Raw genomic sequence first — 12676 nt, forward strand, 5'->3', positions numbered from 1 at the left:
CCCGGGGGGGGGGGGGCGCGGCGCCCCCCGCCCCCCCGAATAACGAACCCACGGGGGCACGCGGGCCCGGGGGGGCGCCCGGGCCCCCCCGGGGGGGGGCCCCGGGCCTCGCCTCGGCCTCGTGTCACAGCCAGCCCGGCCGTTCCGCTCAGGGCCAGCCCGGCTGTTCCGCTCAGAGCCAGCCCCGCCGTTCCGCGCGTGCCCCCGCCTCGAAGCGGCTGCGCGCCCCGAGCCGGGCCATCAGGTCGGAGGCCGTCCGGCGTACGGTGCGCAGCGAGACCCCGAGCCGTCGGCTGGCGATCTCGTCGGTGTGGCCGACCGCCAGCAGCCGGAGCAGCTCCTGTTCCCGCGGAGACAGGCCGTGGCCGTCGCGGGGCGTCTCGTTCCCCCACGGCACGCCGACGGACCAGATCTGCTCGAACAGCGCCGTCATCGCGGCCACCGTGCCGGGGCTGCGCAGTTCCAGGGCTCCCGCGCGGCCGTCGGCCGGGTCCAGCGGGACGAGTGCGGTCTGCTGGTCGACGATGACCAGGAACATCGGCAGCGCGGGAACGGTACGGACATCGCCGCCGAGAGCGGCGAGCCGTCGCACGTGCCGCGCGGCGGACGGGTCGTTGCGGACGCTCTCCTGGTAGACGCCGCGCAGTACCACGCCGCGTTCCAGAGCCTGCCGGTCGAGCGGCTCGCTGGCGGCCAGGGCGTCCACGGCGTCCCTGGCGTGCGGGGCGTGCGGGGCGTGTATGGCGTCTCTGGCGTGCGGGGCGTCGGGTGTCCGCGCGCCGCCCGGCAGGAACGACAGGCACTCCCGGTGCGCCGACCGCACGAGCTGCCGCAGGCGTCCGCGTACGGCGTCGGGGCCTTCGTGCCGTTCCACCACGTCGGCGACGTACTCGCGACGCGGGGTGTACTGGGCGGCGAACGCGGCCACCGCGGCCCGGCTGGCCTCGATCTGCCGCTGCCGCTCGCGGAGTTCGCTCTCGTGGCTGGAGAGCAGCGCCGACAGACCCAACTCCGGCCTGACGGGGCGCAATTGGCTGGGTGAGCCCTTGCCCGGATGGAGCAACCGCAGATCCGCGAGGGTGTCCAGCGCCTCGCGTACGGCCTCCTCGGGCCAGGCGAGATGGGCGGAGAGTTCCCTGACTCCCCAGGTCGGCTCGTCGAGGACGAGACGGTAGACCGTCTCGGCGGTGGGCGCCAGGCCCAGAGCATCAAGCATCGAACCTCCAGGAAGTGGCGGAGCGAGCAGCGTGACGTCTCATCCGCGCCGACTGAAAAGGAACGTACGAAGCCGGGGTATGGGAATGCCTGGCCGCCGGTTTGATATCGGTATAAGGCCAGGTGAGAGGGGTGATGGCGGGACCGGGCAGCATCCTGCCAGGACGGTTCGCGCCATGGCTGAGACGGTGACAGCGCACGGGTCGGGCTGGATTCTTGAGGTGCGAGCGGGGCCTGGCCGAAACCGGAGGGGTCCCGAGAGCTCGCCGTCAGACGTCCAGAGGCCCAGAGATCCCGTCCGAAGGAGGGGCCTGTCATGAACCGCACTGTTCACACAGGGCGCTCGACGCCCGGCCGATCCTCGGTGGTCTGGGAGGCGGACCGTGTACATGATCGAGGTCGAGCTGGTGCCGTCGGCCGCGGCCGGGACGGACTGGCCGACCGCCTCGCTCGTGCAGGAGGTCTTCTGGCCGCTGGCCCGCCGTGAAGACCGTCTGGAACACCTCCGTGCGCGCGTCGGCGCCACGGGAATCGGCCTGGTTCTGTTCGTCGGATCGACGGACGGACAACGGGCGGTGCGCTCGGCCCGCGGACTCTGCCGACGGGTGAGCCGCACGGCCCCCGTGCTCGCGGGCTGGACCGTCGCGCGGTGCACGCTGCTGAATCCGTCGGCATGACCACCGTCATCGACATGACCACCGTCATCGATTTGCGGACAACCTCCAGGGGACGAGGGGGAGTTCTCGCGCCACCCGCATGCGACGAACTCGCCCGCGTCTCCGGATGACCGATCAGGGGATCACGATGGGGAGACCGGAGAGGCCTGTGGACACCTCCGGCGGGCCGCTCGCGGAGTTCGCGAGCGGACTCCGCCAGCTGAGGCTGGAAGCGGGGAGTCCCACGTATCGCGACATGGCGAGGTCCGCGATGTTCTCGCCCTCCGTGCTGTCGAGCGCGGCGAGCGGCCATCGGCTGCCGACGCTCCAGGTCACGCTCGCCTATGTGGCGGCGTGCGGCGGCGACGCGGAGGCTTGGCGCCGACGCTGGCGGGAGGTGTCCGGCCGGGACGACGAGACGGCGGCCGCGCAGCCCGCGAGCTGTCACTCCCTGCCGAGACCCGCCCAGTTGCCGCTGCGGCCGTCCGGCTTCGTCAGCAGGACCGAGGAGCTGCGGCTGCTCCGCGCGCCTTCGACCGCCCCGGTGGTGATCAGCGGTCCGGCCGGGGTCGGCAAGAGCGAGCTGGCGCTGCGTTACGCGCACGACGCCGCGGCCCCCGACGGCCAGCTCTACGCGGACTTCGGGCCGCTCAGCCACGGCGGGCCCGACACCCAGGCCGTGGTCGACGGCTTCCTGCGGGCGCTGGGCGTGCCCGCTGGCCAACTGTCCCGCGTCGCCGAGCAGCGGGCCGGGCTGTACCGGTCGCTGCTGGCCGAGCGCGGGCTGACGGTGCTGCTGGAGAACGTGGTGTGCGAGCGCCAGGTGCGGCCGCTGCTGGCCGAAAGCCGCCGCAGTGTCACCATCGTGGTCAGCCGGACCCCGCTGTGGGGTCTGTGCGGTGTGGACAGACTGCGGCTGGAAGTGCTGCGCCGGAGCGACTCCCTCGCCATGATCGCCGCCGGGCTGCCGGACCGGGCCCTGACGGAGCCGGTCGAGTGCGACCTGCTCGCCGAGCTGTGCGGCGATCTGCCGCTCGCCCTGGACATCGCGACGCGCAAGCTCGCCGCCCGGCCGGATGTGCCGCTGTGCCGGGTGACCCGTCGGCTGAGCGAGCCCGGCGTGCTGCTCGACTGGCTGCGGATCGGCGACCTCTCCGTCCGCGACTCGCTGGCTTCGGCCTACCGGCGCGTGGACGAGCGGGCGAGGGAGCTGCTCGACCGCCTGGCCGATTCCCCGCCCGAGGGTTCCGGGACGTACGCGGGCGACGGCTCGGCCGTGCCGGTCGAGGACGAGCTGATCGAGGAGCTGGCCGAGGCCGGGATGCTGCGCAGGGGTGACCGCGTCGGCGAGTACCGGCTGGACCCGCTGGTCCGCGCGTTCGTGGCGGACCGGTACCACCGTCGGCCGCTCGGACCGGGGCAGGGACCGGGGCACGGCACAGGGCACGGCCCGTCCTGGGGCGGCCCGCCGTACGACCAGGAAATCGACCGTCAACTGCTCCTTCTCGATTAAGCGACGGCCGCGCGCGGATGGCCGCGAGGCAACGGTCGCTCTTTGATTGTCTCCGTTGATTAGCTCTTTCGATCAACAGTTCCGTCGGATGTACTTCTGATTACCGAAGTACGGAAGCAGTTCGCGAGAACCGGGGTGAATATGACTGACCAAGAGGTCGAGGTCCTGGCCATCGGAGCGGGCCCGTCGAATCTGGCACTGGCGGTCGCGGTCGAGGAGTCCGGCGCCCACGAGCTGGCCCGGAACACGCTGGTCCTGGAGCAGTACGAGGACGTCAAATGGCAGCGTAATCTGCTCCTGCCGTGGGTGCGCAGCCAGGTTTCCTTTCTCAAGGACCTGGTGACGCTGCGGAATCCGCAGAGCCGTTTCTCCTTCCTGAGCTATCTCAACAGCCAGGGACGCATGGACGAATTCGCCAACATGGGCACTTTCCATCCGTACCGAAAGGAGATATCGGACTACCTGTCCTGGGTGGCCGACTCCCTGGAGCACGTGGGAATTCGCTGCAACGCCCGAGGCGAGCGGATCGACGTGCGTCGCGCCAAGGACGGAACCATCGACGGCTGGACGGTCACGCTCGCCGACGGCGACACCGTCAGCTGCCGTGACCTGGTGGTCGGCATGGGCCGCGACGCGCGCGTGCCCGACGTCTTCCGCGGCCTGCCGGCGGACAAGGTGATCCACAGCAGCCGTTACCGCGAGCGCATCGTCGACCAGCCGACGGACCGCCGAAGCCGGGTCGTCGTGGTGGGCGGTGCGCAGAGCGCGGCCGAGATGTTCATGGCCGTGCACGAGGACCTGCCGCTCAGCAAGCCCACGCTGGTGATGCGCTCGATCGGTCTGCAGAACTACCAGACCAGCAAGTTCACCAACGAGCTGTTCTTCCCGTCGTTCATCGACGAGTTCCACCAGACCTCGCCCGAGGCGCGCGGCCAGATCCTGGCGGAGATGCGCCAGACCAACTACGCGGGCCTGGCCGAGCCCTTCCTCGACGAGCTCTACTCGATGCTCTACCGGCAGCGGCTGTACGGCGCCGAGCGTTCCGAGACCCGCGTCATGACCGACATCGTCGGCGCGCGCGTCGACGGCGACGAGGTGGTCCTGGACCTGCACGACCGCAAGACGGGGAAGGTCGAGCAGCTCCGCTGCGACCTGGTGCTGCTCGGCACCGGCTACGAACCCGAGATGCCCGCCCTGGTGCGGACTCTGGCCGACCAGGTCGGCCTGGACGAGATCGTGGTCGACCGCCGCTACCGGGTCGACCTCGGCGAGCCCGCGCACGGCGCGCTCTATCTGCAAGGCGTCAACGAGGCCACGCACGGCATCGCGGACTCGCTGCTCAGCGTGCTCGCCCACCGCTCGCGCGACATACTCGGCGACCTGCTCGACCGCCGTACCGCCTCAGCGGCCTCGACCGCTTCGGCCGTCTCGACCGCGCGAGCGGCCTGATGGACATCCGCAGCCTCAACCGGGCGGGTCTGACCCGCGCCTACGGCATCGCGTCCGAGCGCCTGCTGCCCTGGCCAGCCCTCAACGCGCCCTTCGAGGGGGCCTGGTGCGTGGTCGCGCCGGGCGAGGAGTCCACCGCGCACGCGCACCACGAGTACGAGATCTTCATCGCCATACGGGGCGCGTCGACCCTGGTGGTCGACGACGACAGCGCCCCCTTCGCCGCCGGGGACATCGCCCACCTGGTCCCAGGCAGCCGCCACAAGGTGGTCAACGACTCGGACGAGGACTTCGAGTTCTACGGCATCTGGTGGGACACCGACATGTCCGCCCGGTTCGTCACCCGCCATGAGGGGGAGCCGACATGACCCAACGCACCGTGGTGATCTCCCCGGCGCCCACCGCCAACGGGGACCTGCATCTGGGGCACCTGGCGGGCCCCTTCCTGGCCGCCGACGTGCACACCCGCTACGCCCGCTCGGCCGGCCGGGAGGTGCTGTTCGGCACCGGCGTGCAGGACACCCAGACCTATGTGGTGACCACCGCGCACCGACTGGGCATCACCGCACGCGAGATGGTGGCCCGGTCGGCCGGAGACGTGGCGAAGTCGCTGTCCGCACTGGGCATCGGCATCGACGGCTACACCGGTGACGAGCGGCGGTTCACCTCCTGGGTGGCGGAGTTCATGAGCGGCCTGCACGCCCGCGGCAAGCTGGCGCGGCGCACCGTCACGCTGCCGTACTCCCCGCGCACCGGCGAGTTCCTCGTCGACGGCCATGTCCGCGGCGGCTGCCCGCACTGCCTCGCCGACGGCTGCGCCGGACTGTGCGAGAGCTGCGGCCACCCGATCGCCGCCGGCGAGCTGATCGACCCGCGTTCCACCCTGCACCCCGAGGACGTGCTGGAGCGGCGCGAGGCCGACGTACTGGTGCTGCCGACGGAGGAGTACCGCGAGCGGCTGCGCGCGTACTTCGACCGCCGCGCGCCGCTGCTGCGCCCGCACATGGCGCAGGCCGTCCAGGATCTGCTCGCCCGGCCGCTGCCGGACTTCCAGATCACCTATCCGATCTCCTGGGGCATCCCCGCGCCCTTCCCGGAGACCCCCGGACAGGTGATCAACGCCAACGCGGAGACCATGGCGTGGAGCATCTACACCACCGCCGTCTCCGCCGAGGCGCGGGGCGCCGAGCTGGCCGCGCTGGACGAACTCTGGTCGCCCGAGGCCGAGTCGGAAGTGGTCTACTTCCTCGGCTTCGACAACACCTTCCCGTTCGCGGTCGCCGGGCTCGCGATGCTGCTGGCCTACGAGGGCCGGTACCGGCTGCCCGACCAGTTCGTCACCAACGAGTTCTACGAGCTGGACAACCAGAAGTTCTCCACCAGCCGAGGCCATGTGGTCGGCGTCCGGGAGCTGACCGCCGAGCTGCCCCGCGATCTGATCCGCTTCCATCTCGCCGCCACCAGCCCGGAGTTCCAGCGCACCGACTTCAGCCGGGGCGCGCTGGAGCGGGTCACCGACACCCGGCTCGTCCAGCCGTGGAACCGGATCACACGGAAGGCGGAGCGCTGGGCGGGCCGGGGCGAACTCCCGGTCTCGGAGCGCTCCCGCGCCGCGGCCGCGCGGATCGTCCAGCGCTTCGCCGCCGCGTACGAGCTGCGCTCCTTCAGCCTGAACCGGGCGGCCGAGGCGCTCGCCGACCAGCTGGCCAGGCTCGCCGAGTGGGAGGTCGCCGAGGCGGACGCGGGCGACTTCTGCCACCAGGTCGATGTGGTACTGCGCTGCGCGGCGCCGATCCTGATCGACCTCGCCGAGCAGGCACTCCCGGACGCGTCGATCCGGGCCGTCGCCGAGCAGACGGGGATCACTCCCCGCCGCCTGCCCCGGCTGAGCGGCGGGGCGGTGTGACATGAGGTCCGGGGCGCGACATGTGCTGATCGTGGGGGCCGGGGCCACCGGACTGCTCACCGCGGTGCGGTGTGTGCGGGCCGGTCACCAGGTGACGGTGGTGGACCGGGGGGCCATCCCCAATCCGGAGTCCACCTCCTACGACCAGCACCGGGCGGTCCGGTCCCTCGACCCGGACGACCTGGACGCCAGCCGCCGGCTGGCCGGAGCCCACTGGCGCTGGCTGGAGCTGGAGGAGCTGCTGGGCAGCGCTGTCTACCGCCGGGTGGGCGCGCTGACGGCCTGGCCGGCGGCGCGGGCCGACGAGATCGCGCGGGTGGCCGCCACCGCCAACCTGCCGATCACGGTCGTCGGGCCCGCCGACTTTCCGCATATCCGCTTCCCCGCCGACTCGGTGGGCGTGCTGGAGCACGACGCGGGGGTGCTGCTGGCCGACCACGTGCTGTGGGCGGTGACCCAGTGGCTGGTCCGCAGGCCCGAGGTGACGCTGCGGCCCTGGCAGGAGGTCACGCGGGTGCACGGCGACGCGGCGAAGGCGGTGCTGGCCGACGGCGAGGTGATCGGTGGCGATCTGGTGCTGATCGCCACCGGCCCGTGGTCCAGGGAGCTGGTCGACCTGCCGATGGTGCTGCTCCGGCAGACCATGGTCTACCTCAAGCCGCCGCCCGAGCTGGCCAAGTGGTGGAACGACGCGCCCAGCGCGGGCCAGCTGGGCAGCGAGGGGCGGGCCTGGCTGCTGCCGTCGGGCGGCGGGGCGCTGCTGAAGGTCAGCACCCACACCGTCTGCCGGAAGGTGGACGGACTGACCGACCGGCTCGACGAGGACGAGGCGCCGTTCGCCGAGCAGATCATGGCCGAGTCGGTGGTGACCGACGCCGAGCGCTATCAGGTGAAGGCCGTCAAGCGCTGCCACTACCTGGTGGACGCCGACACCGGCGAGGCCCATCTGCGGCGGATCGGGCCCGCGGCCTGGGCCCGTACCGCCAGCGGCGGCGACGGCTTCCGCACCGCGCCCCTGGTGGCGGACCGGATCGTCCGGGCCGTCGAGGAACTGTGAGCTTCCGTCCATCCCGCCGAGCGGAGAGGAGAGCCACCGTGGCGGAGAGAAGAGTGACCGTGAGCGACGCCGACAGTGCGCTGCTGGTCATCGGCAGCGGTCTGCGGCTGTACCGCGAGTACCTGGTCAGTTCGGTCGCGCGGCGGGCCCGGCAGGCGGGCCTGAAGCTGATTCTGATCAACAACATCAACCCCACCTGGCAGCACGAGTACTTCGACGAGATCACCGTGGTCAACGTCTTCGACCACGAGCTGCTGGCCGCGACGGCCCGTGAGATCGCCGCCCGCCGCAGGGTCGTCGGCGTGCTCTGCTGGGACGAGCCGCTGGTCATGCCCGCCGCCGAACTCGCCGACGAGTTCGGGGTGCCCGGCCTGAGCAGGGCGGGCGTGCACGGCTGCCGCGACAAGCACCGTACGCGGTCCCTGCTCACCGAGGCCGGACTGATCCAACCCGGCTTCGCGATGACCGCCACGGTGGCCGAGGCGCGGGCCGCCGCCGCCCGGATCGGCTACCCCGTGGTGGTCAAGCCGCGGGCGCTCGGCGCCAGCATGGGCGTCGTACTCGCCGCCGACGAGGCCGAGTTGGACGCCGCCTACCGGACCGCGTCGGACGCCAGCCTGATCGGCGACGACCCGTTCCGGGGCGGGGCGCTCGTCGAGGGGTACGCGCCGGGCCCCGAGATCAGCGTGGACGCGGCCGTCTTCAAGGGCGAGTACCTGCCGATGTTCGTCGCCCGCAAACAGACCGGCCACCACCCGTATTTCGAGGAGCTCGGCCACCTGGTGGACGCGGCCGACCCGCTGCTGGCCGACGAGGCGCTGATGGACGCCCTGGACCGGGCCCACCGGGTGCTCGGCGTGGAGAACGGCATCACCCACGCGGAGGTGAAGCTCACCGAACACGGCCCGCTGATCATCGAGATCAACGGCCGGCTCGGCGGCGATCTGATCCCCTTCCTGGGAAAGACCGCCACCGGCGTCGACCCCGGCGAGGTGCTGGTCGACCTCGCCCTGGGCCGCAGGCCGGAGACCGGGCGGCAGCGGTGTTCGGTCGCCGGAATACGCTTCGGCTACCCGCCGCGGGACTCGGTGGTGCGGTCGGTCGCGGTGCCCGACGAGGCGCCCGGACTGATCACCGCGGCCGCGATGGCCGAGCCCGGCACCGAGCTGCGGCTGCCGCCCGGCGGCTACATCGCCCGCCACTCCTTCGTGGTCTGCGCCGCCGAAACCCTCCAGGCCTGCGACGAACGCCTCGCCGCGGCGAGCGCGCTGGTCGCCCTGGACGTCGAACCACTGGCCCCCAAGAAGGCCGGGACCAGCCTGGAGATGCCCGCCGGACTGCTGGACGTGGACGCATGACCACCGACCGCATACCCACCGACCGGGTACCCACCGACCGGGTACCCACCGACCGGGTACCCACCGACCGGGTACCCATCGACTACGACGGACGGCGCTTCCGCAAGATCGACGGCGGTGACGGTGTCATCGCCTCCTACCGCCAGAGCGGCGACCTGGTCTGGTCGGAGTTCACGGGCGGACCGGTGCGCCGCGGCTTCGTGGGCGGCACCCGCGGCCCGGACGGCACCCTGCTGCTCGGCTACACGCTGGTGCTGACCGGAGGCGAGGTCGTCACGGGCCGGACCGTGAACACCCCCGAGCGCGGAGCGGACGGCCGGCTGCTGCTCCGCGAGGAGTGGGAGCGCTACGGCCCGCACGCCGCGCGCGGAGTCTCCTACCTTGAGGAAGTGCGCTGAGATGACAGCTCTGACGTCCCGCCAGTACGCCGAACTGGAGAGCCGGATCACCGGCCGGGTCCGCCGCCCCGGAGAGGCGGGCTTCGCCGAGGCCAGCCAGCCCTTCAACAAGCGGTTCGCCGACGTCACCCCGGCCGTCGTGGTCTCGGCGGCCGACACCGCAGACGTGGTCGCGGCGATCGCCTGGGCCCGCGCCGCCGATGTGCCGCTGGTCTGCCGCGGCGGCGGTCACAGCTACGCCGGAAACTCCGTCAGCACCGGCCTCGTACTGGACCTGCGCGCCCTGGACGAGGTGGTGGTCGACCGGGCGACCGGCCTGGTCACCGTCGGCGCGGGCACCCGGATGGGCAAGCTCTACGCCGTACTGCGGGAGCACGACCTGGCGATCCCGCTGGGCAACTCCGACGACGTGTCGGTGGCCGGGCTCACCCTCGGCGGCGGCGTGGCCGCGGTCTCCCGCGCCTTCGGGCTCACCTGCGACTCGCTGGTGGAGACCGAGCTGGTACTCGCCGACGGCTCGGTGCTGACCTGCGACGAACGGCGGAACGCCGATCTGTTCTGGGCCTGCCGGGGCGGCGGTGGCGGCAACTTCGGCGTCAACACCTCCTTCACCTTCCGCACCCGGCCCACGGTGGCGAGCTCCACCTGTCTGCTGCTGTGGCACTGGGAGGACGCGGCCCCGGTACTCGCGAAGGCGCAGGAGATCATGCGGGACGCCCCGGACGAGTTCGCCGCCCGGATCGGCGTCAACCGGGTGCCCGGCGGGCCGGGCGTGGTCTCGATGGTCGGCCAGCACCTGGGGCCCGCCGACGAGCTGCGCCGGATGCTGGCGCCCGCGCTCGCGGTGGCCGCGCCGTACCGGGCGGACATCGAGGACCGCACCTACTGGGAGGCCAAGGACTACCTGCACCACAACACGTCGGCCGACCCGTTCGCCGTCCGCACCCGGACGGTCTCCGGGCCGCTGCCCGAGGCCGGGGTGGCCACCATCCTGGCCATGCTGGACAAGTGGCCCGGCGCGGGCAATCCGGACGGCGCCGGAGTCGCGCTGTTCACCTGGGGCGGCGCGATCAACCGCGTCCCGCCCACGGCCACCGCCTTCCCGCACCGCGACGCGCTCTTCCTGGTGTCCATGGACACCTCCTGGAGCACCGAGGACAGCGCGAGCACGGTGCGCGACAACCTGGACTGGCTCGCCGAACTCTACGCATCCATGGGCGACTTCGCCGGTCCTGGCGCGTACGTCAACTTCACCGACCCGGAGTTGGACGACTTCGGCCCGGCCTACCACGGCCCGAACCTGGAGCGCCTGCGCGCGATCAAGCGCCGCTACGACCCCGGCCGCTTCTTCCGTTTCCCCCAGGCCGTCTAGGCCCTGTCCGCCAGAGGAAGGGACCCCCGTGCTGCTCGATCTGCGTGCCGTCATGCGGAGCTTCGCGACCGGCGTGTGCGTCGCGACGACCTACGTGGACGGGAAGGACGGCAGGCGCCACGACGCGGTGACGATCAACTCGCTGACCTCGGTCTCGCTCGAACCGCCGCTGGTATCGGTGTGCCTGCGCAACGAGTCCGCCTTCTTGGAGGACCTGTTGCAGACCAAGAAGTGGGCGGTCTCGATCCTCGACGGCGGTGCGACCGACGCGGCGCGCCGCTTCGCGAAGGACCGCGCCGCCCGCGCCGCCGACGTGGCGGCCCTGCCCGCCACGCCAGCCGAGCACACCGGCGCCCTGGTGCTCGACGCCCAGAACTGGCTGGAGTGCGTCCTGTGGGCCAGCTTCGACGTCGGCGACCACACGATGGTCATCGGCGAAGTGGTCGCCACCGGTGTCCGCGCCCCCGAACCCGCCCTGGTCTTCCTGCACGGCCGCTTCCAGGTGCTCGAACACGCCCCCGCGGCCGGTCGATCCACACCTTCGTGACACCCAGAGAGGAACAGTCAGATGACCAGTACGCCGGACGGAGCCGAGATCCTCGCCCGCGCCAGGGCGCTCGCCCCGCGGCTGCGCGAGCGCTCCGAGGAGATCGAGCGAGCGCGTCGGCTGCCCGACGACGTGGTCGAACTGCTGCGCGCGGCCGGGGTGTTCCGGATGGGCTTCAGCCGCGAGTGGGGCGGGCCCGAACTCACCTCGATCGAGCAGACCGAGGTGATCGAGGCCATCGCGTACGGCGACGCCTCGGCCGGCTGGTGCGCGATGATCGGCATGGACACCGGCCTCTACGCCTCGTTCCTGGACGAGCCGGTGGCCAAGGAGATGTTCCCCAGCCTGGACATGGTCACCGCGGGACTGCTCTTCCCCTCCGGCCGGGCCGACCGTGCCCCCGGCGGCTACCGGCTCAGCGGCCGCTGGCAGTTCGGCAGCGGCGTCGACCACGCCGACTGGGTCATCTCCGGCGCCTTCATCTTCAACGAGGGCCGCCCCGAGCCCGCCGAAGGACCGCAGGACTCCCGGCTGCTGATGGTGCCGCGCGAACAGGTCGAGGTCCTGGACACCTGGCACACCACGGGCCTCGCCGGAAGCGGCAGTCGCGACTACCGGATCGCCGACGTCTTCGTACCCGAGGAGCGCGCCCTCACCTTCGACACCGTGCGCAGCGGCGCCGGGCCGCTGGTCCAGCCCGAGGTGCACATGCGCAACATCCCCGGTGTGCCGCTGGGCGTGGCTCGGGCCGCGCTGGACCACGTACGCGAGACCGTCACCGGCGGCCGGTGGGCCGACGACTGGCGCACGCAGACCACGATCGCCGCGTGCGAGGCCGACTTCCACGCCACCCGCAGCGCCGTCTACGGCGCGCTGCGCCGCCAGTGGGACGTGCTCTCCGCGGGCGGCGGGCTCGACGACCTGACGCCCGACGAGCGCGCCGCGCTGCCGCTCTCCCGGCTGCACGCCTTCCGCACCGCCCGCTCCATCGTCACCCGGCTGTACGACCTGATGCAGACCTCGTCCATCTACCGGTCCAGCCCGCTGGAGCGCTGGCTGCGGGACACCACCACCATGTGCCAGCACATCGTCGCCCAGGACCGCGTACTGCAGTCCGGCGGCGCCCATCTCCTCGGCGGCAGGCCCGAATTCCCGCTCAGCCTGGGCATCACCAGCTGACCGCTCACGATGGCTGACCGCCCATG

At 72.0% G+C, this 12676-nt stretch carries 12 protein-coding genes; 11 read left to right on the top strand and 1 reads right to left on the bottom strand.

The genetic code is table 11. The annotated features are described in order from the left end of the window. Positions 1-172 precede the first annotated feature (172 nt). Positions 173-1216: a LuxR C-terminal-related transcriptional regulator gene (locus tag ACX6XY_RS04225; RefSeq protein WP_460326483.1), complete on the bottom strand. Its 1044-nt coding sequence runs from the start codon at positions 1214-1216 to the stop codon at positions 173-175. A gap of 382 nt (positions 1217-1598) precedes the next feature. Here ACX6XY_RS04225 and ACX6XY_RS04230 point away from each other — a divergent pair, with 382 nt between their 5' ends. The 11 genes from ACX6XY_RS04230 (at position 1599) to ACX6XY_RS04280 (ending at position 12650) form a co-directional block, all read left to right on the top strand. Next, a complete protein-coding gene (locus ACX6XY_RS04230) occupies positions 1599-1892 on the top strand; it encodes a hypothetical protein (RefSeq protein WP_460326485.1) in 294 nt (97 codons plus the stop codon). A gap of 148 nt (positions 1893-2040) precedes the next feature. Beyond that, positions 2041-3384, top strand: coding sequence for an XRE family transcriptional regulator (locus tag ACX6XY_RS04235; protein WP_460326487.1), 1344 nt, complete (start codon positions 2041-2043; stop codon positions 3382-3384). A gap of 141 nt (positions 3385-3525) precedes the next feature. Beyond that, positions 3526-4833 carry a SidA/IucD/PvdA family monooxygenase gene (locus ACX6XY_RS04240; protein ID WP_460326488.1) on the top strand — a complete coding sequence of 436 codons (1308 nt, stop codon included), beginning with the start codon at positions 3526-3528 and terminating at the stop codon, positions 4831-4833. Further along, positions 4833-5201: a cupin domain-containing protein gene (locus ACX6XY_RS04245; RefSeq protein WP_460326490.1), complete on the top strand. Its 369-nt coding sequence runs from the start codon at positions 4833-4835 to the stop codon at positions 5199-5201. The genes ACX6XY_RS04240 and ACX6XY_RS04245 overlap by 1 nt, the downstream gene beginning before the upstream one ends. Next, positions 5198-6739, top strand: a complete 1542-nt coding sequence (locus tag ACX6XY_RS04250; protein WP_460326492.1) for a class I tRNA ligase family protein — start codon at positions 5198-5200, stop codon at positions 6737-6739. Before ACX6XY_RS04245 ends, ACX6XY_RS04250 begins: the two co-directional genes overlap by 4 nt. A 22-nt stretch (positions 6740-6761) precedes the next feature. Further along, positions 6762-7796: an NAD(P)/FAD-dependent oxidoreductase gene (locus ACX6XY_RS04255; RefSeq protein ID WP_460326494.1), complete on the top strand. Its 1035-nt coding sequence runs from the start codon at positions 6762-6764 to the stop codon at positions 7794-7796. Between the two features lie 59 nt (positions 7797-7855). Next, entirely contained in the window at positions 7856-9154 is a 1299-nt protein-coding gene (locus ACX6XY_RS04260) for an ATP-grasp domain-containing protein (RefSeq protein ID WP_460326496.1), read from the top strand. Next, positions 9151-9552 carry a hypothetical protein gene (locus ACX6XY_RS04265; protein ID WP_460326498.1) on the top strand — a complete coding sequence of 134 codons (402 nt, stop codon included), beginning with the start codon at positions 9151-9153 and terminating at the stop codon, positions 9550-9552. Before ACX6XY_RS04260 ends, ACX6XY_RS04265 begins: the two co-directional genes overlap by 4 nt. 1 nt (position 9553) lies before the next feature. Next, the gene (locus ACX6XY_RS04270; protein ID WP_460326501.1) at positions 9554-10924 is read left to right on the top strand and encodes an FAD-binding oxidoreductase; all 1371 of its coding nucleotides are present in this window, start codon (positions 9554-9556) and stop codon (positions 10922-10924) included. 28 nt (positions 10925-10952) lie between these two features. Next, positions 10953-11471, top strand: coding sequence for a flavin reductase family protein (locus tag ACX6XY_RS04275; RefSeq protein WP_460326504.1), 519 nt, complete (start codon positions 10953-10955; stop codon positions 11469-11471). 21 nt (positions 11472-11492) lie between these two features. Further along, a complete protein-coding gene (locus ACX6XY_RS04280) occupies positions 11493-12650 on the top strand; it encodes an acyl-CoA dehydrogenase family protein (protein WP_460326506.1) in 1158 nt (385 codons plus the stop codon). Positions 12651-12676 lie beyond the last annotated feature (26 nt).

The sequence above is a fragment of the Streptomyces sp. O3 genome, assembly GCF_054788135.1.

Coding starts and splice junctions, on each gene's coding strand:
- ACX6XY_RS04240 (WP_460326488.1), top strand. CDS start 3,526: ATGACTGACCAAGAGGTCGAGGTCCTGGCCATCGGAGCGGGCCCGTCG.
- ACX6XY_RS04250 (WP_460326492.1), top strand. CDS start 5,198: ATGACCCAACGCACCGTGGTGATCTCCCCGGCGCCCACCGCCAACGGG.
- ACX6XY_RS04225 (WP_460326483.1), bottom strand. CDS start 1,216: ATGCTTGATGCTCTGGGCCTGGCGCCCACCGCCGAGACGGTCTACCGT.
- ACX6XY_RS04280 (WP_460326506.1), top strand. CDS start 11,493: ATGACCAGTACGCCGGACGGAGCCGAGATCCTCGCCCGCGCCAGGGCG.
- ACX6XY_RS04270 (WP_460326501.1), top strand. CDS start 9,554: ATGACAGCTCTGACGTCCCGCCAGTACGCCGAACTGGAGAGCCGGATC.
- ACX6XY_RS04265 (WP_460326498.1), top strand. CDS start 9,151: ATGACCACCGACCGCATACCCACCGACCGGGTACCCACCGACCGGGTA.
- ACX6XY_RS04245 (WP_460326490.1), top strand. CDS start 4,833: ATGGACATCCGCAGCCTCAACCGGGCGGGTCTGACCCGCGCCTACGGC.